Source organism: Bacteroides muris (ex Fokt et al. 2023), assembly GCF_024704895.1.
In the GTDB taxonomy this organism is placed as follows: domain Bacteria; phylum Bacteroidota; class Bacteroidia; order Bacteroidales; family Bacteroidaceae; genus Bacteroides; species Bacteroides muris.
This window is the reverse complement of sequence record NZ_JAMZEE010000002.1, coordinates 1-20391: the sequence shown is the minus strand read 5'-3', so window position 1 is coordinate 20391 and position 20391 is coordinate 1. Positions and strand designations below refer to the sequence as shown.

The following is a 20391-nucleotide window of genomic DNA, read 5'->3' as shown; positions in this document are numbered from 1 at the left end:
GTTTTAATAATTAGGGGTTAATGATGGCAGGGTGGGGGCTACCGTCGGTTTTGTTTTTTGAGTCTCTTTCCGGTCTTTTCCTTCTCTTTCTCCTTTTGCTCTATTTCTGCCAGTTTCTTCTTAATGTCTTCCTCGCTCATGTTTTTCCCTTCAATTTTTCCGGAAGGGCTAAGAAACAGATTGGCCGGCAATGCTTGTATGGCGAGCTGCTTGACGGGAGAGGTATTCCATCCGGAGAAATCACAACTCTGTTCCCACTTCAGGGTATCTCTTTTGATTGCTTCTTCCCATTCCTTTTTGTCAATGTCCAGGGAGATGCCCCAGAGGGCGAATAGCTTGTTCTTTTCTTCTTTCTTGTAAATCCTGCGCAGGGCAGCGTTGGCTTCCATGCTTTGCTGGTTCCAGGATGCCCAGAAATGTATCAACAGATATTTGTCCTTAAAATTGGTGCGGCTGATTTGTGTACCTTTCGCATTGGGCAGATGAATGTACGGGATTGTTTTCCCGACAGATACTTTCTCTTCTTCTTGGATAAGGTCAAGCAGTTCATCTACATACGGGCGGTCTTTTAGTCCTCCGGTCATGTGTTCTGTCATTTCTTTGATTAAGGCGAAGTCCGGTTGCGGTTTTTGCACGAAATATTTTTCCAGCAGATAGATGCTTGCCAATGAAGCAGGATGGCTGTTGATAAAGGTCTTTGCTTTTTCCTCCAATGCTTTCTCCGAGGAAGTGCTTAAACCTTTCAACTCTTTCTGAAAGGCTGTCAGTTCTTCATTGAAGACATTCCCCGTAATTTCCAATGAAGTAATATCGGAAGCAGAACCTTTTATCTTTATTTTATTTCCTTTGTTCAAGTAAAGAGGATACTCTGTACCGTCACTGAATAGCAACCATGCAGAGGCCAGCGTGTCGGTGCTGAGGGTTACGGAGAACTTGTCATCCTTGACAAGCAGTGTGTCCATACGGTTATAGAACTTGTCCGTACCATATATATAAAGGGTATCATTCCCCAGTCCTTTGATTTCACCACTTAGGTGGACTGAATTCGTGTTTTTGTCGCCGCAGGCAGACAATATGATAAGCAGAAGGTATGCAAGATAGATTTTCTTCATTCCGGGTCTTTTTCTGATACTTCGTCGCGAAAATACTTCTTTTTGGTGTGAATAAAAAGAAATGCCCGACATATTTCTATGCCGGGCACGTTCTTTTTAATCTAACCTTTATTATTTGATGATATTCATAAAGTCCGTGTCAGTGAAGTACTTGGCGAATTCCAGGTCAGAAGCAGCTTTCTTAGCCAAAGCCGGTTCTTTTGCAATGGCATTCTTCAGACTGCTGGTTACCATAGATGTATTGTTGGTTCTTGCACCAAGTACAGCCTTCAGGTAGTCAGTGTAAGCGTCTGGCTTTTCTACGCCGGCCAGTGTGCTCTTAGCCTTGTTGTAGTCCTTAGCCAGGATTTGTGCCAAAGCTGCGCTGTTGGTTTTTGTGTCACCGAATGAGTTGACTGCTCTTTCATACTGTCCTTGGGCTACATACAGATTACCCAATGCCTCGTTCAGCTCTTTAGAACCGGAAGCTTTGCTCATGTAGCTTTCTGCAGTAGTTCTGTCACCCTTAGTCAAGGCAATCAGACCGAGGTTCATGTTTGCTTCAGGAGCATCCTTGATGGAAAGGGCTTTCTTGAAGTAGCTTTCTGCCTTGTTAAGGTCACCAGCCTGATAAGCCAGTTTGCCTAAGTTGTTGTAAGCACGGAAATCGTTAGGGTAAATTTGAGTAGCTTTTGTGAAGATAGCTTCTTGCTTGGCAACATCTTTAGTCAAGGTGGTAGCATACAGCAATTCTTCGATGTTCAATTGTTTGGCATCGCTGTCAGCCAGTTTGGCGATTTCTTCGTCGGACTTGCCGATGATTTCGTAGTTCAAAGTCAGACGTGAACGACGCAGTTGCGGCAGGATTTCGTCAGCCAAAGTCTTATAAACAGAAGAGATGTTCTTGATTTCCTGTTCTCTTTGTTCGGGATCCTGATACATGGAAAGAACGCGGAGAATCAATTCTTTGTCTTGGATGTTTGATTTGGATACCAGTTCCTGGAAGCCTTCCCAGTCCTGAGCTGTATACTTGGTGTCTACCGCTGCATTGATTTTTGCTCTCTTCAAATCTCTGTTGATGATTTTAGCCGTGTTGTCCTGGCGGTTCTCAGCCAGAGTGGTATTCAAGCCTACACCACCATCGGGAGAAGCGTATGCGGAGATTTCGATGTTGCTGATTTTCTTGTTTTCAGCTTCGTCTATGTTTTTCACTTCTTTGCCGAATTCTTTGGCAGTCTTCAATTCGCTGGCGCGTACGTTGGCTTGTTGAATCAAGAACATGATGTTGGCGTCATGTTTTTCTTTAATGATACGTTGGAAAGCGTCGTCACCGTTGGCGGGGTTAGCGCTGCCCAATGTTTGTTCCAGCATCTCAGAAGTGGAGATTACACCGTCGGCTACTTTTACGGCAGGTATATTGACAGTCTTTTTGCCTACTGTAGCCTTGAATTCCAAATACAGTTCGGATTTTGCCATTTCCGGTACATAGTCGAAAGATGTCTTCATGGTGTAGCTGCCGCCCATCTTGTAAGAGATAGTCTGGTCATTACCTTCTACCTTTTCTCCCTGGAATACAGCAGACTGGCCTTTAGCTTCGCCACCGTTCCATTTCAGCACCGGGGTAACCTCTACCACAGCCTTCTTGTTGAAGTACTTTTCGGGGAATTTTCCGTTGATTGTAGCGGGAACTTTACCACCTACAGCTTCCAAAACTTGAGGAGTCACGGTGAAATAATCTGATGACAATTCACCCATCTTTTTGCTGCACGATGTCATTAATGCAACAACCATTGCCATTAAAAACGGCAGATACAATTTCTTAGTCATTTTAGGTATAAATTAATTGTTTGTAATTGAAATTTGTCTATTTCATGTTAGTGTGCTATTTAGACATGGACACAACAACGCAAAGATATTAAATCCTATTACAGTTTGTTAACTCACGCGGTAATTTTATCATAATTTAATGAATTTCCCGCTCTTTGCGGTACTTTATATTACGGGGATGGTGTTCTATGATTTCACTACGCAATCTGTGCCGGTCGATGTGTGTGTAAATTTCTGTTGTAGCGATGGATTCGTGGCCCAGCATGCTTTGTATGGCGCGCAGGTTGGCGCCTCCTTCAAGCAGGTGAGTGGCAAAGGAATGGCGGAAGGTGTGCGGACTGATGTTCTTGGTGATGCCGGCCTGCTTTGCCAGTTCCTTGATAAGGTGGAATACCATGATGCGTGAGATATTTTTGCCCCAGCGTGCCAGGAATACGTAGTCTTCGAAGTCCTTTTTGATTTTCCAACCTCCATTGCGGTCCACAAACCAGTTCCTTATCTCTTTGATGGCACGGGACGATATGGGTACAAGGCGTTGTTTGCTGCCCTTGCCTTCTACTTTGATGAAGCCTTCGTCGAAATACAAGTCGGAGATTTTCAGGTTGCACAGTTCCGATACCCGCAGGCCGCAACTGTATAGAGTCTCGAGGATGGCCCGGTTGCGTTGCCCCTCATTTGTGCCTAGGTCGATGGCGGAGATGATGCGGTCTATCTCTTCCACCGTCAGCACTTCCGGCAGATGAAATCCGATTTTAGGCCCCTCCAGCAGTTCGCTGGGGTCTCCCTCCAGATAGTCGGACACAACGAGGAAATGAAAGAATGACTTGATGCCTGACAGAATGCGTGCCTGCGAACGGGGATGGATGCCGATATCGTGTAGTCCGGAGGCAAAATGTTGCAAGTCATCCAGCGTTGTGTCAAGGATAGCGATGTTCTCTTCTTTCAGAAAACGCAACAACTTATCCAAGTCCGTTTGATAAGCATTCACCGTATTGGGCGAGAGTGCTTTCTCTAATTTTAGATACTGGTAGTACTTTCTGATTATCAGTGCCTGTTTCTCCTTATTCATGAACTTTTCTTCTGATTTCATTTCTTTTTTGCTACCTTTGCGCTGTAATTACGTATCCGGTCGGTTCGTACTTGTTCCGTACCTATAGACTACGGAGCAAGTATCAGCCGGATACGGAGCAAGCCCTTTTCAAGGGACAAAGGTATAAAAAATTGTGTTATGAGGATACAGATTATTAACGGCCCCAATATAAATCTCTTGGGCAAACGTGAACCTTCCATTTACGGTAGCGTAACTTTTGAAGACTATCTGGCTGAGCTCCGTAAGAAATATGCGGATGTACAAATTGACTATTTCCAGTCCAACATTGAGGGAGAGCTGATAGATAAGATTCAGCAGGTGGGTTTTGATGTGGATGGCATCATTTTGAATGCGGGTGCTTACACACATACATCCATCGCCCTGCAAGATGCTATCCGTTCGGTCACTTCTCCGGTGATTGAGGTACATATCTCTAATGTGCATGCCCGCGAGGCTTTTCGTCATGTGTCCATGATTTCCTGCGCTTGCAAGGGTGTTATTCTCGGTTTCGGGCTGAATTCCTACCGTCTGGCCATGGAGGCGTTAAAAGAAGCTCTCTTCACTGACTTCGTCAGCAGAGAGGAGTTTATTAGTTTACTTGAGGGAGCTGACTAAAGATTATTAAATAAAATAGGTATATAGATTATGTTATTGAAGCAAACGAAGATTGTAGCAACGATTTCTGACCAGCGCTGTGATGTTGATTTTATAAAGCAGTTGTTCGATGCGGGTATGAATGTTGTACGTATGAATACTGCACATCTTGCTCGTGAAGGTGCTGAGAAGTTGATAAACAATGTGCGTACGGTTTCCAACCGTATTGCCATCCTGATGGATACGAAAGGACCGGAGGTCCGTACTACTGTCCTTGCCGAGCCCATTCCTTTCAAGGCAGGCGACCGTGTGAAGGTGGTAGGCAATCCGGAACAGGAAACTACCCGTGAATGTATTTCTGTTTCGTATTCTCACTTTGTTAAAGATCTGGATGTGGACGGCCATATCTTAATTGACGACGGTGATTTGGAGTTGATTGTTGTGGAGAAGACTCCCGACTATCTGCTTTGCGAAGTACAGAATGAAGCAGTCTTGGGCAGCCGCAAGAGCGTCAACGTTCCGGGTGTCCGCATCAATCTGCCCTCTTTGACGGAGAAGGACCGCACCAATATCCTTTATGCCATTGAGAAGAATATAGATTTCATTGCCCACTCTTTTGTGCGCAACAAGCAGGATATACTCGACATCAAGTCCATCCTCGATGCTCACAATAGCGACATCCGTATTGTTGCCAAGATTGAGAATCAGGAAGGTGTCGACAATATTGATGAAATCCTGGAAGTGGCGGACGGTGTGATGGTGGCTCGCGGTGACCTCGGTATTGAAATTCCGCAGGAACGTATTCCGGGCATCCAGCGTGTGCTTATCCGCAAGTGCATTCTTGCCAAAAAACCGGTGATTGTAGCCACACAGATGCTTCATACCATGATTTCCAATCCGCGTCCCACCCGTGCGGAGGTGACGGATATTGCCAATGCCATCTACTATCGTACGGATGCCTTGATGTTGAGCGGCGAAACCGCCTATGGAAAGTATCCGGTAGAAGCAGTGAAGACAATGACCACGATTGCCGCCCAAGCGGAGAAAGACAAGCTGCCTGACAATGATATCCGTATTCCGTTGGACGAGAACAGCAACGATGTGACTGCGTTCCTGGCCAAACAAGCGGTAAAGGCTACCACCAAACTGAAAATCCGTGCCATCATCACCGACAGCTACAGCGGCCGTACTGCCCGTAACCTTGCTGCTTTCCGTGGCAAATATCCGGTATTGGCCATTTGCTACAAGGAAAAGACCATGCGTCACCTGGCTCTTTCGTATGGTGTGGAGGCCATCTACATGCCCGAACTGGCCAACGGACAGGAGTATTATTTCGCCGCCTTGCGCCGCCTGCTGAAGGAAGGCAAGCTGTTGCCTACCGACATGGTGGGCTATCTGAGCAGCGGTAAAGCCGGTACGCGCACTTCCTTCCTCGAAATCAACGTAGTGGAAGATGCCTTGAAGCATGCGGAAGACAGCGTGCTGCCCAATAGTAACAGATACTTATAATAATTGATAATGGACAGTTGATGATGGATGAGTGCCATGCGGAGTGGCAGTCCATTATCAACTGTCCATCATCAACCATCCATTATCAATTAACAAAGTGACGATTGACGAATACATTTTGCAGCACATTGATGATGAGGGCGATTATCTGAAAGCACTCTATCGTGACACGCATGTCAAGCTGCTATATCCCCGCATGGCTTCCGGGCATTTGCAGGGGCGCATGCTCAAGATGTTTGTCCGGATGATCCGTCCCCGGCAGGTGCTGGAGATAGGGACTTATAGCGGATACTCTGCCTTGTGCATGGCCGAAGGGTTGCCGGAGGGCGGGATGCTGCATACGTTCGAGATTAACGACGAGCAGGAAGACTTCACCCGCCCGTGGCTGGAGAATTCCGGTTACGCGGATAAAATCAAGTTCTACATCGGCGATGCCTTGGAGTTGGTGCCGCAACTGGACCTCACTTTCGACCTGGCTTTCATCGACGGGGATAAGCGCAAGTACATAGAGTATTATGAGATGGTGCTTGCCCGCCTCTCCGATGGAGGCTATATCATAGCCGACAATACGTTGTGGGACGGGCATGTGCTTGAAGAGCATCCTCATGGCAAAGACTTGCAGACCATCGGCATCAAGGCCTTCAATGACCTTGTGGCACACGACAAGCGCGTGGAAAAGGTGATTCTTCCCTTGCGCGACGGCCTGACTATCATAAAAAAACTGTAAACATAGCGTTCGAGTGATATATTTATGTACCTTTGTTCCTGAAATAAAGGAATTCAATGTATGGAGACAACCCGTCAGAACAAAATAGCCCGTTTGCTCCAGAAGGAGCTGAGTGAGATTTTCCTGTTGCAGACTAAGTCCATGCCCGGCATGCTGGTATCGGTCAGTGTCGTGCGCATCAGCCCCGACATGAGTGTGGCGCGTGCTTACCTCAGCATCTTTCCTTCCGAGAAAGGGGAGGAGATGATAAAGAACATCAATGCCAATATGAAGTCCATCCGCTATGAGCTGGGCAAACGTGTGCGCCACCAGCTCCGCATCATTCCCGAACTGAAGTTCTTTGTGGACGATTCGCTGGATTATCTCGAGAAAATAGACGAACTGCTGAAATAGAGTGTCCGGTGACCGGCTGATTCATCATGAACCTGTCTTTTTTCATAGCCCGGCGATACCTTTTCTCCAAGAAGAAGCACCATGCCATCAATATCATCTCCGCTATCTCGGTATGCGGAGTGGCACTGGCCACGTTGGCGCTGGTGTGCACCCTTTCCGTGTTCAACGGTTTTCAGGATATGGTGGCGGGGTTCTTTACGGCTTTCGACCCGGAGCTGAAAATCACGGTTCGCGAAGGGAAGGTGTTCGACCCGCATTCTGCCGTCTTCCGGCAACTGCGTGCCTTGCCCCAGATTGAGGTATGGACGGAGACGCTGGAAGAGAATGCCATGGTGCAGTACAAGGACCGTCAGGCCATGGCAGTCATCAAGGGCGTAGACGATAACTTCGAGCAACTGACCTCCATCGACAGCCTGCTTTATGGTACCGGCAGGTTCATCCTGCACGACGAGGTCGTTGATTACGGCATCTTGGGCGTGGAACTGGTCTCCGAACTGGGCACTGGGATTCAGTTCGTCGATCCCTTGCAGATATATGCTCCCAAACGGAACGCCCGGGTCAACCTGGCCAATCCTTCCGCTTCCTTCAGCCGCGGCCATCTGTTCTCGCCAGGGGCAGTGTTCGTGGTCAACCAGCAGAAATACGATGCCGGCTATATTCTCACCTCTCTTGCTTTTGCCCGTCGCCTGTTCGGTTACGGCACGGAGGTCTCGGCAGTAGAACTGAAGCTGAAGCCGGAGGCCGATGCGGATGTAGTCAAAAAGGAGATTTCCCGCATTCTGGGCGACGACTTCTCCGTGCAGAACCGCTATGAGCAGCAGGCCGACGTGTTCCGCATCATGGAAATAGAGAAGTTCATCTCCTATCTTTTCCTTACCTTTATCCTGGCTATCTCTTGCTTCAATGTGATAGGCTCCCTGTCCATGCTGATTCTGGACAAGCGCGAGGATGTGGAGACCTTGCGGCACCTTGGTGCTGACAGCAGTCTGATCTCCAAAATCTTCCTCTTTGAGGGTCGTCTGATTTCCACATTCGGTGCACTGGCTGGCATCGTGCTGGGGCTGTTGCTTTGCTTTCTTCAGCAACGTTTCGGCTTCGTCTCGTTGGGAGGCGGCGGCGATTTCGTGGTCGATGCCTATCCTGTCAGCATACATCTGACGGATGTGCTGCTGGTGTTTGCCACGGTATCGGTGGTAGGTTTCCTCTCCGTGTGGTATCCGGTGCATTACTTTACGCGCAGGCTGCTGAAGAGGTGAGGGCAAAGATGACGTATCTTTCCTTTTGATATAACTACTTCTGAATCAATTGATAAGTGCTGCAAAAGAATGCAAGCGTTTTGCAGTGGTACTGCAACCTCTTTGCAGTGGTTCTGCAATCTGTTTGCAGTGGCTTTGCAATCTGTTTGCAGTGGCTTTGCATTTCCATTGCAGTAACGTTGGCAGCCGGCAATCGGCATGAAAAAGAAAATCGCCCTCGAATATCTCCGAATAAATCCTTGATTTTCATAACCGTTATCCGAAATAAATCTTATCTTTGCAACTGCCAAATAAATTGTATGATATGAATCAACCGGACCGATATATCCGTTTTGACTGGGCGGTGAAGCGCCTCCTTCGCCAGAAAGCCAACTTCGGTGTGCTCGAAGGCTTCCTCACCGTACTTTTGGATGAGGAGGTTACCATCATCGAGTTGCTTGAGAGCGAGAGCAACCAGCAGGCCGCAGATGACAAGTTCAACCGTGTGGACATCAAAGCACTGAACAGCAAGGGCGAAATCATCATCGTGGAGATACAGAACACCCGCGAGTTGTACTACTTGGAGCGCATCCTCTATGGCGTTGCCAAAGCCATCACCGAGCATATCAGCTTGGGCGAGCGTTACTATGCCGTGAAGAAGATTTACTCCGTCAGCATCCTCTACTTCGACATCGGTAAGGGGAACGATTACCTTTATCACGGCCAGAACACCTTTACAGGTGTTCATACGGGCGACCATTTGGAAGTCACCACGAAAGAAAAGAACGCCATCGTTCATAAACTTCCCGCCACTATCTTTCCCGAATACTTCCTGATTCGCGTGAATGAGTTCAATAAAGTGGCCGTCACTCCTCTGGAGGAGTGGATAGAGTATCTGAAGACGGGTTGTATCCGTCCCGATACCCAGGCTCCGGGCTTGGGTGAAGCGCGTCAGAAACTGATTTATTACAACATGTCTCCTGCAGAGCGTCATGCCTATGACGAGCATCTCAGTGCGATGATGATACAGAACGACGTACTGGACGGGGCGAAGTTGGAAGGTCGGATGGAAGGCAGAATGGAAGGCCGGATGGAAGGGCTTGCAGAGGGGCGCATGGAAGGGCTTGCAGAGGGCTTGGAGAAAGGGCGAGAAGAGGAACGTTTTGCCACTGCCCGTAAAATGAAGGCTAAAGGAATAGACAATGCTGTAATATCCGATATTACCGGACTTGGCAGTGAGGATATAGACAAGCTTTAGCTGGCACTTTGCAAAGATTCTTAAGAGATTGTTTAAGAGCCTGTTTGCAGAAAATTTAAAACAGGTTCTTGAATTTTGTGACACTTGTCACATTCCGTTATACAGAGAGATTTGCTGTAAATAGCTCTTCTTTTCTGATGTTATCGTAATTTTCTTCCTTATAACACATGTAATCAAGATGGGTGATACCTTTCTCTTGCGGAGGTAATCATAAGCGGACAGCTATTGCCTATATATTTCCCGGAGATATCCTTCACCGCTGTCTCTTGAAAAGGGAAGAGGTTTCACCGGAAAAGCCGATAGATAGGGTATTTCAGAAAGAAGTGAAAGATGTGGAAGCGGAAAATGTCATAATAATAATCCGTGCAATCATTTGCATAATGTCAGTTGTTCCATCATCTGAGCGAGCGTCAGGGGATTTGTTCCTTTACCATCAACTCTTTCCAGTTCTTTTTTCGGTTGTCCTCGTCTATGGATATGTATATGAACTCTATGACGGTGTTCTTTTTCGAGTACAGTTCCTTCAACAGCGGAATCAGCTTGTGACAAGGAGCACACCAAGATGTCGAGAAGATGACAAAAGTATATTTCGTGATGTCCGAAACGATGTATTCCTTTTTTGGAAGTAGGATATGCGGCAATCATCTTTTCATATCGCAAGAAGGTGTGCTCTTCATCTTCTTTTCGGTATATCCGGTAGTCATCGTGCCATACATTTAATTCCCCTATGATTTCACGGGACGGATTGAGGATGGGTGTATTAGGACAAGCGTAACACTTTGTTCTGTGCTCCTGCTTGCGTGAATACAGGCAGATTAATAGAATGATTTTAGCAGATGTTTGTTCTTTGTTATTTCGGTTTATAAGATTAGGGAAAGATAAACAGAAGCAGCGTTGCCGTAACTTGTACGAGGTAACGCTGCTTGCTGCTTGACAGATTAAAGAGTATTACGGGTTAGGAATATCCATCGGCTCCACATTGTTTTTGGAACCGGCATAGCCCGGAGTCTGATTGATGTGTCCCTCTGTGTTTGTGGCGATGGCCTTTTCGGCAATGGGCCACAGCACGTGGTGCGGAGAGAGCGTGTATTCCAGTCCTGTCTTGTTCTTCACGCCTTTGTTGTAGAACTCCGTACGGTCCATGATGCGGTTGTAGAAGTAGTTGTTCTGTGTGAAGTTGTCCATGCTGTAGGTGCGGCCCTTCTCGTCGGCTTTCCCAGTCTTGGCAAAGAGGAAGGCGATGCGGGTCAGCTCGCACTTGCGGGGCTCTTCGTAGAACAACTCGCGGGCGCGTTCGTCCAGAATCTGGCTGATGTTCACCTCACTTGCATCCAGCGGACGGGCATTGGCGCGCTTACGCACCACGTTCAGGTCCTGGGCGGCAAGGTCGGTCTTGCCCATCCAGGCGTAGGCTTCGGCACGCAGCAGGTAAGTCTCTGCCAAGCGGAACACATACCAGTCGGCCCAGCCTCCACGCCACCAACCGGCTTTCTGGTCGGGGATGTTGGACTTGTAGTGGGGCCAGCCGCTCCATGCGCGGATGGTGTCCGGCGAGAGGATAGTGCCGTTGTCGGCATACAGGCGGACGTTTTGTCCGAACCAGCTCTTGTCCTTCATGTCGGGGTTGTTGTACTTCAGGTCGCTGACGTGCATCCAGTTGCCCGGCTTGCGGCGATAGTCTTCGTATTCACCTTCGGTATTTTTTTCCCAAATCATGTACTGGTGATACCAGGTGGCGCGGAGCGTGTTCAGGCCGCGGCCGTATTCCACGAGGTAGGGGTTCTTCGTCTCGTTGTTGTCGGCAAAGCCATTCTCGCCGGCAGGTGTCTTCAGCTGGTTGGCTGCGGAGTACCAAGGAATAATCTGGCGCTTGATTTCCAGGCCGGCTGCCGAGCGCATGTCACTGCCGGCATCGTAGCGGTCGATGCTGATGTAGAGCACTTCCTTGTTTTCGGGCAGCGCCTTGTTGTCTGGCTGGTGCAAGTCCCATACCACGTCTTTCTCTGCCAGGTTTTTGTCCACACCGAAGCGTTCGGTCATCAGGCGGTGAACGCCGTCACCTATCACTTCGTTGGCAGAGGCTACGGCATCCTCAAACTCGCCCAGTGCGAGGTTTATCTTTGTCAGCAGGTGGTAGGCGGCTGCCTTGGTCACCTGGCCGATGTAGACATCGTTGGAGAGGAACGGAGCGTAAGTGTCGAGGTCGTTCTTCAGATAGCGCAGGATGGCTTCGCGCTTGGTGGTGTTGAAGTCGTAGCGCGGCCCCAGTACTTCGTGCACAATGAAAGGCACATCGCCATACTGATGTACCAAACGGTAGTAGCGGTAAGCGCGGTGGAAGGCGGCAAGGCCCAGCACTTCGTTTTTTTTTCTTTCGTCCATGTCTACGCCTTCGGCACGGTCGAAGATGGTGTTGGCATCCTTGATGCCCTTGTACAGGTAAGTCCAGTAGTTATTGATTTGACTGGCATTGCCCATCAGGCTGGCCGATGGGGTAATTTGACGTGTCAGGTCTACCGGAGCGTTGGAGGCATCGGTACGTCCGTTCACGCCCATCTCGGAGAAGAAGTACTCCGACAGAATGTCGGGGTCGGCAGAGCCTGCCGTGGGATAGAAGTCGAAGTAACGCGCATCGCGGTTCAGCATATCGGTACTGGTTTTCAGTCCCTCGTAGGTGTTGAACGTATTTTCTGGAGTAAAGAAAGAGAGCGGCTTGGGGTCCAGCCAGTCGGAACAGCCGGTGGCGGTGAACATCACCCCCAGCATGCCGGCGTATCCTAATGTATGTTTAATCAAACTTTTCATATTTTTGTTTATCTATATGTTATAATGTCATGTTAATACCAAAAGTTACGGTTCTCGGTGTATTGGCATCCGAGTGTTCGGGGTCGTAGGCTGGCCAGCCGGTGAAGTAACCCAGGTTCTTCACGGTCAGGTTCAGGCGCAACGCTTCCAGTTTCACGGGCTTCAGCAGGTTCTTGGGGAAGCTGTAGCCGAACGAGAGATTGTCGATACGCATGAAGGAGGCCTTCTTATAGATGTAGTATGTGATACCGCTGGGGCTTTTGGCAGACAGACGCGGATAGTCGTTGATGGGGTTTTCGGCAGTCCAGTAGTCACACTTTATCTGGTTCACGGTGTTCAGCAGGGCGTTGTTGTTGGTAAAGCGGTTTTGCTTCTTGATGTGCCCCAGGTAGGAATACATACTGAAAGAGATGTCGAAGTTCTTGAAGAGCGTGAACTCGTTGCGCATGTTCCAGCGTACCTTCGGAGTGGTATTGCCAAGGAACACTTTGTCGTCGTTGCTGTACTTATAGTTCTTGTCCGCGTCTAAGATTTTCGGGTCGCCCGGAATCTGGCCGTACTTGGCGGCCTCTTCGCGTTCGTTCTCCTGCCATACGCCTATGAATTTAAAGCTCCAAACTTCATCCAGTGCATGGTCGATGAAGTAGCCTTTGTCAATGTCATTGGCTTCTTTCTGTCCGATTACGTTGCCGTTCTCGTCTTTCACGTCTTCCATCACGCCATACAGGTGTTTGATGGTGTTCTTGTTGTAGGCGAGGTTGAAAGTGGTGCGCCAGGTCAGTACATTGTTCTGGATATTGGTGGAGTGCAGGGAGAGTTCCACACCGCGGTTCCATACTTCACCGATGTTGGATTTCACGCTGGGATAACCTATGATGGTAGGCAGCTGGCGGTCATTCAGCAGGTCTGTCGTGCTCTTGTGGTAGATGTCGATGCCTCCACCCAGGCGACCTCCCAGTGTAGTAAAGTCAAGACCGATGTTGTAGGATGTGGTCTTTTCCCATTTCAGGTGTGGATTGGCCATGCTGTTGCAGTAGAAGGTGTTGGCATTTACCAGTTCGCCTGTCTTCTGGTCGATGTAGAGGTATTTCATGGCGCGCAGCTGCATCAGGGCAGCATATTCGCCTACCGAGCGGTTACCGTTCTCACCGTAGGAGAGGCGCAGCTTGGCATAGTCCAGCCAGTTGACGTTCAGATTCTTGAAGAAAGGCTCTTCGGTGAAGACCCATCCCAATGCCACGGAGGGGAATGTAGCCCACGGATTTTCCTGGCCGAAAGCGGAATAACCGTCGCGGCGTACGGTGGCAGTAATCAGGTAGCGGTCGGCAAACGAATAGTGCAGACGTGCCATCATGGCAGCACCGGTGCGGTAAATGTCATTGGAACCTACATTAGGCACGGTACCGAATTCGATGCCGTGGAAGCCTAAGTTGTCGCTCGGCTGGAAAGCCTCGTTTTCGGCTTGTGTTCTCCAGCGTTGGAACTTCTCCCAGTTCAGCAATCCGGTGAAGTCCAGCGAGTGCTTACCGAAACTCTTGTTCCATTTCAGCATGTTGTCCCATTGCCAGTAGAAGTCTTTCTGCGCCCAACGGTTGACGAGACCGCCTTGTGCACCCGAACCGGGGTGGTCGGCACTTTTGTGGAACATATAGTTCACCCATTCGAAGCGGGGAGAGTAAGTGGTCTGTAAGGAGAAGCCCAGCGGCAAATCAAATTTCAGATAGAGAGAAGCATTCAGGTTTTCGTAGTCTTTCTTTTTATCTGTATAGACCATATTCAGCAGGGGGTTGGTGGCGTTGTTGTTGGAGTTGGGATAGTAAGTCAGGTTTCCTTCTTCGTCGTACACGTTGCCGTATGGAGAAAGTGCCGTACTCCATGTGGCATACGAATTGATTTGAGTTTCGGCCGTATTATTGCTGTCATACGGCATCTTGCCTTCGTTGCGCGAGGTGAACTGTGCATTGACACCGTATGTAAGGAAGTCCTGTACCTTGTTCTGCAGGTTTACACGGGCACGGATGGCGCTGTATTCGCTGCCTACATTGTTGCTTTCGTTCTTAAGGTAGTTGATGGAGGTATAATAGGACATCTCTCCTTTCTTACCCGATACGCTCAGCGTATAGTCTTGGCGCAAAGCAGTCTGCTGCGTCAAATCTTTCCAATCTACGGTGCGACCGGCCATGTAGTTGTCAATTTCCACACTTTCCAATCTCAGGCGGGTCAGCCATACGCGCGTGGGATTACCCGTATCGGAGCCCATCCATTCGGCCAATTCGGTATTGGTCATGTTGGCAGGGTTGTCGAAGTAGCCCGTAGCAGCTTGTTCATACTGCTGGCTTTTCATCACGTCCTGGCGGAAGTTGATGAAGTCTTGTCCTTGGTAGACTTCGGGGCTGGAGTGTACCATGTTCCATCCCCAGCTTCCGTTGAAGCTGATGGTGGGTTTGTCACCACCGCCCTTTTTGGTGGTGATGAGCACCACACCGTTGGCAGCTTGCGCACCGTAAACGGCTGTGGAACTGGCATCTTTCAGTACATCCACGCGCTCAATGTCGTTCGGGTTGATGTCGGTCATCTGACCGCTGAAGATAACGCCGTCCAATACCAGCAATGGGGCTGTGCTGGCAGCAATAGAGCCTTTACCGCGAATCAGCATGGAGCTGTTTCCCTTGGCATCCGTCTCCATACCTACAGAAAGGCCTGCCACGCCCGTGCGGAGCATGTCTTGGATGGTCTGGCGTTGTTCTTTCTCCATGTCCGTACCTTTAATGGAGGCAACGGCACCGGTCAGGTCGGACTTCTTCATCGTACCGTAACCCACTACGACCACTTCCTGCAACATCTCGCTGTCTTCTTTCAGGATGATTTTTGCCGGAACGGCATTCGCCTTGAAGGTCTGCGGTGTGTAACCGATGAAGGTCACCTGGATTTCAGACTTGGAGTTGACCGACAGCTTGAAGCGTCCGTCCAGGTCGGTGATAACTCCGTTCGTGGTGCCCACCTCAAGGACATTGGCACCAATTACCGGTTCGCCCTGGTTATCCACTACCTCGCCCGAGACAGTGACCTTCCCGTCTTGTGCCGACATTGGCAGGCAGAAGAGAACCAGTAACAATAAAAACACGTACTTTTTCAAATTCATTTTTTTAATTTAGATTAGGATTTAAAATAATTGTGAATTGTGTATATTTGCAATATTTAAATTCTTATGTGGTGCTTTTCTGTGTATTCTTGATTAAGAAATTCTTTAAGGCTTCCGTACTTGCTGTTTGTTATTATTTTCTTTATATCTTTTTAACGTTTTATGATTTATAAATCGGTAATGCAAAATTGTACCTTTATATAAAGAAAGATTTACTGTATTTGTTTTTTCTTTTACTGAAATTAAAGTTGTGTTATATGTATTTGATAAACAGTGGTTTGTATTATGTAAAAACAATGCAGATTTATACGATGAATACTTGCTCTCTTGAAAAGCAGCGATATTCTGAAGAAAAAAAGCGCATAACACACCATTGAATACAGAATTCTGAAAAAAGATAATCTGTATTTAATGGCGCGTTACGCGCTTGGCTGGAGTGATAGAAAAAGGTAGTTTTTCTTCTCTTATGTGTATTTCTTTTTGACCACTAGCACTGCTGCAATGATACCTATCACCAGCAGTGCCAGTGCTCCGTAAGCTATGCCTTCCGTCACATGCAGGCTGGTGGGGTCAAAGCGCATTTCGATGGTGTGCTGTCCGGCAGGAACATACATTGTGCGCAAGATGTAGTCGGCGCGTGCCAGTTCGGCAGGTTGTCCGTCGACGGTTACGTGCCATCCGTCCGGATAATAGACTTCGGAGAATACGGCAATGCCGTCTTGGACATTGTTTGTTTCATACGTCAGGCGGTTGGGGGCATAGCTTGTCAGGCGGATGCTGGAGAGGCTGTCTTTATAGCTTTCCGTGGTGCCTTTCAGTATGTCCTTGAAGCGGGCGTCCACTACGGCTGTCTCCGTGGGCATGATGTTGTGCAGGGCATCAATCTCTTCGTTGGCGTTGTTTACATACTGCACCTTGTTTACAAACCATGCATTGCCGTAGGCGTGCGGGTTGAGGATAGGAACGGTTTGTCTTTGCTGTCCTGCAGGGAAAATGAAGTATTTGGTGTTCAGCATGTTCAGTATGCGGAATTTATTGGCATCCACGCTGTCCATCTCACCTCCGGCAGCGGCAATGGCTTTGTAGGCCGCCTGCATTTCGGGAGAGATATGATGTTCTATCATCTCCTGGTAGCGGCGCAGCTTGGCCGGGTGATAACCGCCGACGCTTTTGTGCCAGTAGGAGGTGTTGTTGTCATCGAAGGTGCTGGTGGCAAAGTTCAATACACGATAGTCCAAGGTGGTATCCTGCAGTATCAACTCGTCTGTATTTGTCTTGGTGAAGGTTTCCGTACGGATGGAATGAGGCACGAACTGGGCGTCGTTCAGATAGCGCTTGTTGACTCCCCACATATCTGCCAGGCAGAGTATGGTGATACCGGCAATGGTCAGCGAACTGCGCAGTTTGCCGCTGGCGTAGAGCAAGAGCAGGCTGCAACCGATGCCTATGATGATGAAGCTCCGCAGGGCGTCGCTGCTGACGAGTTCGGCACGCATCTCTTCCAGGTTGGCAAGGATACCGGAGAGTTCGTTGGCGGGTATCATCTGCTGGTTGACGGCATTCTGCAGCATCTGCGCTTCCTGAGCGGGCACGTAGCCGGAGCCAATACTGCCCGGAGCAACAGCAAGCAGCAGGGCAATGCCTGCGGTGAACAGCAGGCTGATGCCGAGGGGCTTCTTTTCTTGCTTCAGGATTTCCGGCTCTTCGAGCAGGCGTTTTAGGGCAAAGATTGCCAGCAAAGGTATCGTGAACTCCGCTATGACAAGGATGGAGGACACGGCACGGAACTTATTGTACAACGGGACGTAATCGATGAAGAAATCCGTCAGCGGCATAAAGTTCTTGCCCCAGGACAGGACGATGGAGAAGAAGGTGGCTCCTATCAATGCCCACTTCAACGGCCCTTTCACGATGAAGCATCCCAGAATGAAGAGGAACAGCACGAAGGCTCCTACGTAGACGGGACCCGACGTCATGGGCTGGGTGCCGAAATATTGCGTCAGCGAGCTGTACAGACTGCTGTACATGGGATTTGCCTTGCCCATGGCAATTTCACTCTGGCTGAGGGCGGTGGATGCTCCGCCTTTGAAGTTGGGCACCAGCAAGGTCAGAGTTTCGTCGATGCCGTAGCTCCATTGGGTGATATAGTCGCGGTCTAGTCCGCTGCTGGTTTGCTTGGCGGCGTCACCAGTCTGCACCAGTTCGCTTTTGCCGCGCATGGTTTCTTTGCTGTAAGCATAGGTGTGATAGAGGTTGGATACGTTGACGGCTATTCCGACGAGAGCTGCCACAATCAGTACGGCGCTTGCCTTGAAGAATTGGGGAAGTGTCTTGGTACGCCATGCTTTCTCGAAGTAGGCTCCCACGAAGAAGAGGATGACGAAGAAGAAGTAATAGGACATCTGCACGTGGTTCGAGGTGATTTGCAGGGCCACGAACAAGGCGGTGAGGATGCCTCCCCACAGCAGTTTCCCACGATAGGCGAGCACAATGCCTGCTATGGTGGGCGGCACGTAGGCAAGGGTGATGAACTTCCAGATGTGTCCGGCAGATATCAGGATGAAGAAATAGGACGAGAATGCCCACATGATACCGCCCAGTCCGGCCAGCCAGACCGGTATGCCGAAGACACGTAGTAGGATGTAGAAGCCAGTCATCAGTATGAACGTGAGGCACACATAGTCGGGTAGGAAGAGTTGGTAGGCTTTCTGTACCCACTGCAGTGACTTGGTGGAGTCATACGAAGGGGCTATCTGATACATGGGCATACCGCCGAACAGCGAGTTTGTCCAACGGCTGCGTTCGCCCGTCTGTTCGTAATACTCCTTGACTTCTTGTCCTGCCCCTGCTCCCGCAGCTGTGTCGTGCTGAAAGAGAATACGGTTTTCTATATCCGCCGGGAAGAAGTAGGCGAAGGAAAGGAGGACGAATGCCAGTATGGCAATAAGGTCGGGAAGAAGCTTCTTCATGAGTTATAAGTTATAAGTTATCAATTAATCAATTGTGGGGCAAAGATAGTGCAAACCGAATATAGAACTTTCATGCTTGCATGAAAAAGTTCTGTTGAGGTGCAGTCTATCTTCACTTTTGCGGCAAAGATACATAAATGCAGATTGTTATTGTCACGTTGTCGGCAGAATGTTGTACCTTTGCCTTTCCAAAAAAGACTAAAGGGGATGTCAAAAGTATATAAACACTTTTATTATGTTATCGTATTTAGGCGTGGATTCAGCAAATTAAATCTGTGAAATCTATGTAATTCACGCCTGAAAGAAAGTATTAAGAGAATGTTGACATACCCTCATGCTTTAATGATAATGTATAAGCTTAAATTAGGACAGAATGACGATAGGGATAATCAGTGCAATGGATAACGAACACTGCCGTTTGGTGGAGCGCTTGCAGGATAAGAAGACGTTGGGCGATGTTAGTTTCCGCTATGTGGAAGGTACATTGGGCGGTAACCATGTAATCTTGACGCAATGTGGCATTGGTAAGGTGAGTGCGGCGATAGGAGCCTCGGAACTGATACGGCACTTTTCTCCGGACTGCCTCGTCAGTACCGGTGTGGCGGGCGGCATTGATGCTTGCCTGAGGGTGACTGATGTAGTGGCAAGCCAACGTCTGGTGTATCATGACGTTTGGTGCGGCGACGGTAATGAGTATGGACAAGTACAAGGTTTCCCCACCTTTTACGAGGGCTGTCCATCTCTGTTGAAACATGCCTTGGCGTTGAATGAAGCCGGAATGGAAAGCCGCATTCACAGCGGACTTGTCTGCACCGGCGACCAGTTCATCACTAACCGTATGGAGCTGGAGACCATCAAGCAACGTTTTCCTGACGGTCTTGCCGTTGATATGGAGTCTGCTGCCATTGCCCAGACTTGCTATCTGTACAATGTTCCTTTTCTCAGCTTCCGCATCATTAGCGACACGCCCGGAGTAGAAGACCATGCTTCGCAGTATGCTGATTTTTGGGGAGCCATGGCAGAGCGTTCATTCCTCACGATATGGACCTTCCTCTCCACCCTTCCCGGTAATTTATAACTCATAACTTATAACTCATGAAGAAGATTCCCAGTTTTACAATTGACCACATCCGCTTGTTGCGCGGTATTTACGTATCCCGCCAGGATGAAGTGAACGGAGAAACAGTCACTACTTTCGACATCCGTATGAAAGAACCCAACCGCGAGCCTGCCTTGGGACAAGGTGCTCTGCATACTATCGAACATCTTGCCGCCACCTACCTGCGCAACGACCCGCAGTGGCAGGACAAGATTATCTATTGGGGCCCCATGGGCTGCCTCACCGGTAATTATCTGCTGATGAAGGGTGACTTGAAGCCGCAGGACATACTGGCACTGATGCAAGATACCTTCCGTTTTGTTGCCGAATATGAAGGTGAAGTTCCCGGTGTCGCTCCGCAAGATTGTGGTAATTATCTGCTCCACGACCTGCCGATGGCTAAATGGGAGTCTGCCAAATACTTGCATGAGGTATTGGAACAAATGAAAGAGGAGAATATGAAGTATCCGGAAAAAGAAGAGAAATAAGGGATTAAGGATAAGGGATAAGGGATTACTGGGGTCGCATAGACTTTAATATAGGCATAACCCCATCCTTAATCCCTTATCCTTTATTAGGGATATTCAGTAAATGTCTCTAAAAAATAAGATGGCATATGAAGTGATTATGGTCTATCCTCTTCATATGCCAT

15 protein-coding genes are annotated in these 20391 nt (G+C 48.8%); 8 read left to right on the top strand and 7 right to left on the bottom strand.

The features are described from left to right. Positions 1–38 precede the first annotated feature (38 nt). The 3 genes from M1B78_RS00860 to xerD all read right to left on the bottom strand — a co-directional run bounded on the left by M1B78_RS00860 (position 39) and on the right by xerD (position 4008). A complete protein-coding gene (locus M1B78_RS00860) occupies positions 39–1112 on the bottom strand; it encodes a DUF4369 domain-containing protein (protein WP_136010014.1) in 1074 nt (357 codons plus the stop codon). Positions 1113–1223: 111 nt separating this feature from the next. Continuing rightward, positions 1224–2918 (bottom strand): tetratricopeptide repeat protein, encoded by a 1695-nt coding sequence (locus M1B78_RS00855; RefSeq protein WP_136010015.1) that lies wholly within the window; start codon positions 2916–2918, stop codon positions 1224–1226. Between the two features lie 136 nt (positions 2919–3054). Further along, positions 3055–4008 (bottom strand): site-specific tyrosine recombinase XerD, encoded by a 954-nt coding sequence (gene xerD / locus M1B78_RS00850; RefSeq protein ID WP_257930405.1) that lies wholly within the window; start codon positions 4006–4008, stop codon positions 3055–3057. Positions 4009–4146: 138 nt separating this feature from the next. Here xerD and aroQ point away from each other — a divergent pair, with 138 nt between their 5' ends. From aroQ to M1B78_RS00820, 6 genes are all read left to right on the top strand, one after another. Next, positions 4147–4623: a type II 3-dehydroquinate dehydratase gene (aroQ, locus tag M1B78_RS00845; RefSeq protein ID WP_257939629.1), complete on the top strand. Its 477-nt coding sequence runs from the start codon at positions 4147–4149 to the stop codon at positions 4621–4623. 30 nt (positions 4624–4653) lie between these two features. Further along, positions 4654–6111 (top strand): pyruvate kinase, encoded by a 1458-nt coding sequence (gene pyk, locus M1B78_RS00840; RefSeq protein ID WP_136010017.1) that lies wholly within the window; start codon positions 4654–4656, stop codon positions 6109–6111. 97 nt (positions 6112–6208) lie between these two features. Then, positions 6209–6838, top strand: coding sequence for an O-methyltransferase (locus tag M1B78_RS00835; RefSeq protein ID WP_176468366.1), 630 nt, complete (start codon positions 6209–6211; stop codon positions 6836–6838). 60 nt (positions 6839–6898) lie between these two features. Continuing rightward, complete coding sequence (gene rbfA, locus M1B78_RS00830) at positions 6899–7231, top strand: 30S ribosome-binding factor RbfA (protein WP_136010018.1); 333 nt, start codon at positions 6899–6901, stop codon at positions 7229–7231. Positions 7232–7257: 26 nt separating this feature from the next. Beyond that, positions 7258–8487 carry an FtsX-like permease family protein gene (locus tag M1B78_RS00825; protein ID WP_176468351.1) on the top strand — a complete coding sequence of 410 codons (1230 nt, stop codon included), beginning with the start codon at positions 7258–7260 and terminating at the stop codon, positions 8485–8487. Positions 8488–8791: 304 nt separating this feature from the next. Then, a complete protein-coding gene (locus M1B78_RS00820) occupies positions 8792–9724 on the top strand; it encodes an Rpn family recombination-promoting nuclease/putative transposase (protein ID WP_257930408.1) in 933 nt (310 codons plus the stop codon). Positions 9725–10134: 410 nt separating this feature from the next. Here M1B78_RS00820 and M1B78_RS00815 read toward each other — a convergent pair whose 3' ends face one another. From M1B78_RS00815 to M1B78_RS00800, 4 genes are all read right to left on the bottom strand, one after another. Then, complete coding sequence (locus M1B78_RS00815; RefSeq protein ID WP_257930409.1) at positions 10135–10365, bottom strand: TlpA family protein disulfide reductase; 231 nt, start codon at positions 10363–10365, stop codon at positions 10135–10137. Between the two features lie 307 nt (positions 10366–10672). Next, positions 10673–12529 carry a RagB/SusD family nutrient uptake outer membrane protein gene (locus tag M1B78_RS00810; RefSeq protein WP_257939628.1) on the bottom strand — a complete coding sequence of 619 codons (1857 nt, stop codon included), beginning with the start codon at positions 12527–12529 and terminating at the stop codon, positions 10673–10675. Positions 12530–12548: 19 nt separating this feature from the next. Further along, a complete protein-coding gene (locus M1B78_RS00805; protein ID WP_257939627.1) occupies positions 12549–15671 on the bottom strand; it encodes a SusC/RagA family TonB-linked outer membrane protein in 3123 nt (1040 codons plus the stop codon). A 464-nt stretch (positions 15672–16135) separates the two neighbouring features. Further along, positions 16136–18640 (bottom strand): YfhO family protein, encoded by a 2505-nt coding sequence (locus tag M1B78_RS00800; RefSeq protein WP_257939626.1) that lies wholly within the window; start codon positions 18638–18640, stop codon positions 16136–16138. 373 nt (positions 18641–19013) lie between these two features. Between M1B78_RS00800 and M1B78_RS00795 the strand changes: the two genes are divergently transcribed. After that, positions 19014–19718 (top strand): 5'-methylthioadenosine/adenosylhomocysteine nucleosidase, encoded by a 705-nt coding sequence (locus tag M1B78_RS00795; RefSeq protein ID WP_257939625.1) that lies wholly within the window; start codon positions 19014–19016, stop codon positions 19716–19718. A gap of 17 nt (positions 19719–19735) precedes the next feature. Then, positions 19736–20227, top strand: coding sequence for an S-ribosylhomocysteine lyase (locus M1B78_RS00790; protein WP_136010026.1), 492 nt, complete (start codon positions 19736–19738; stop codon positions 20225–20227). Positions 20228–20391: the final 164 nt, after the last annotated feature.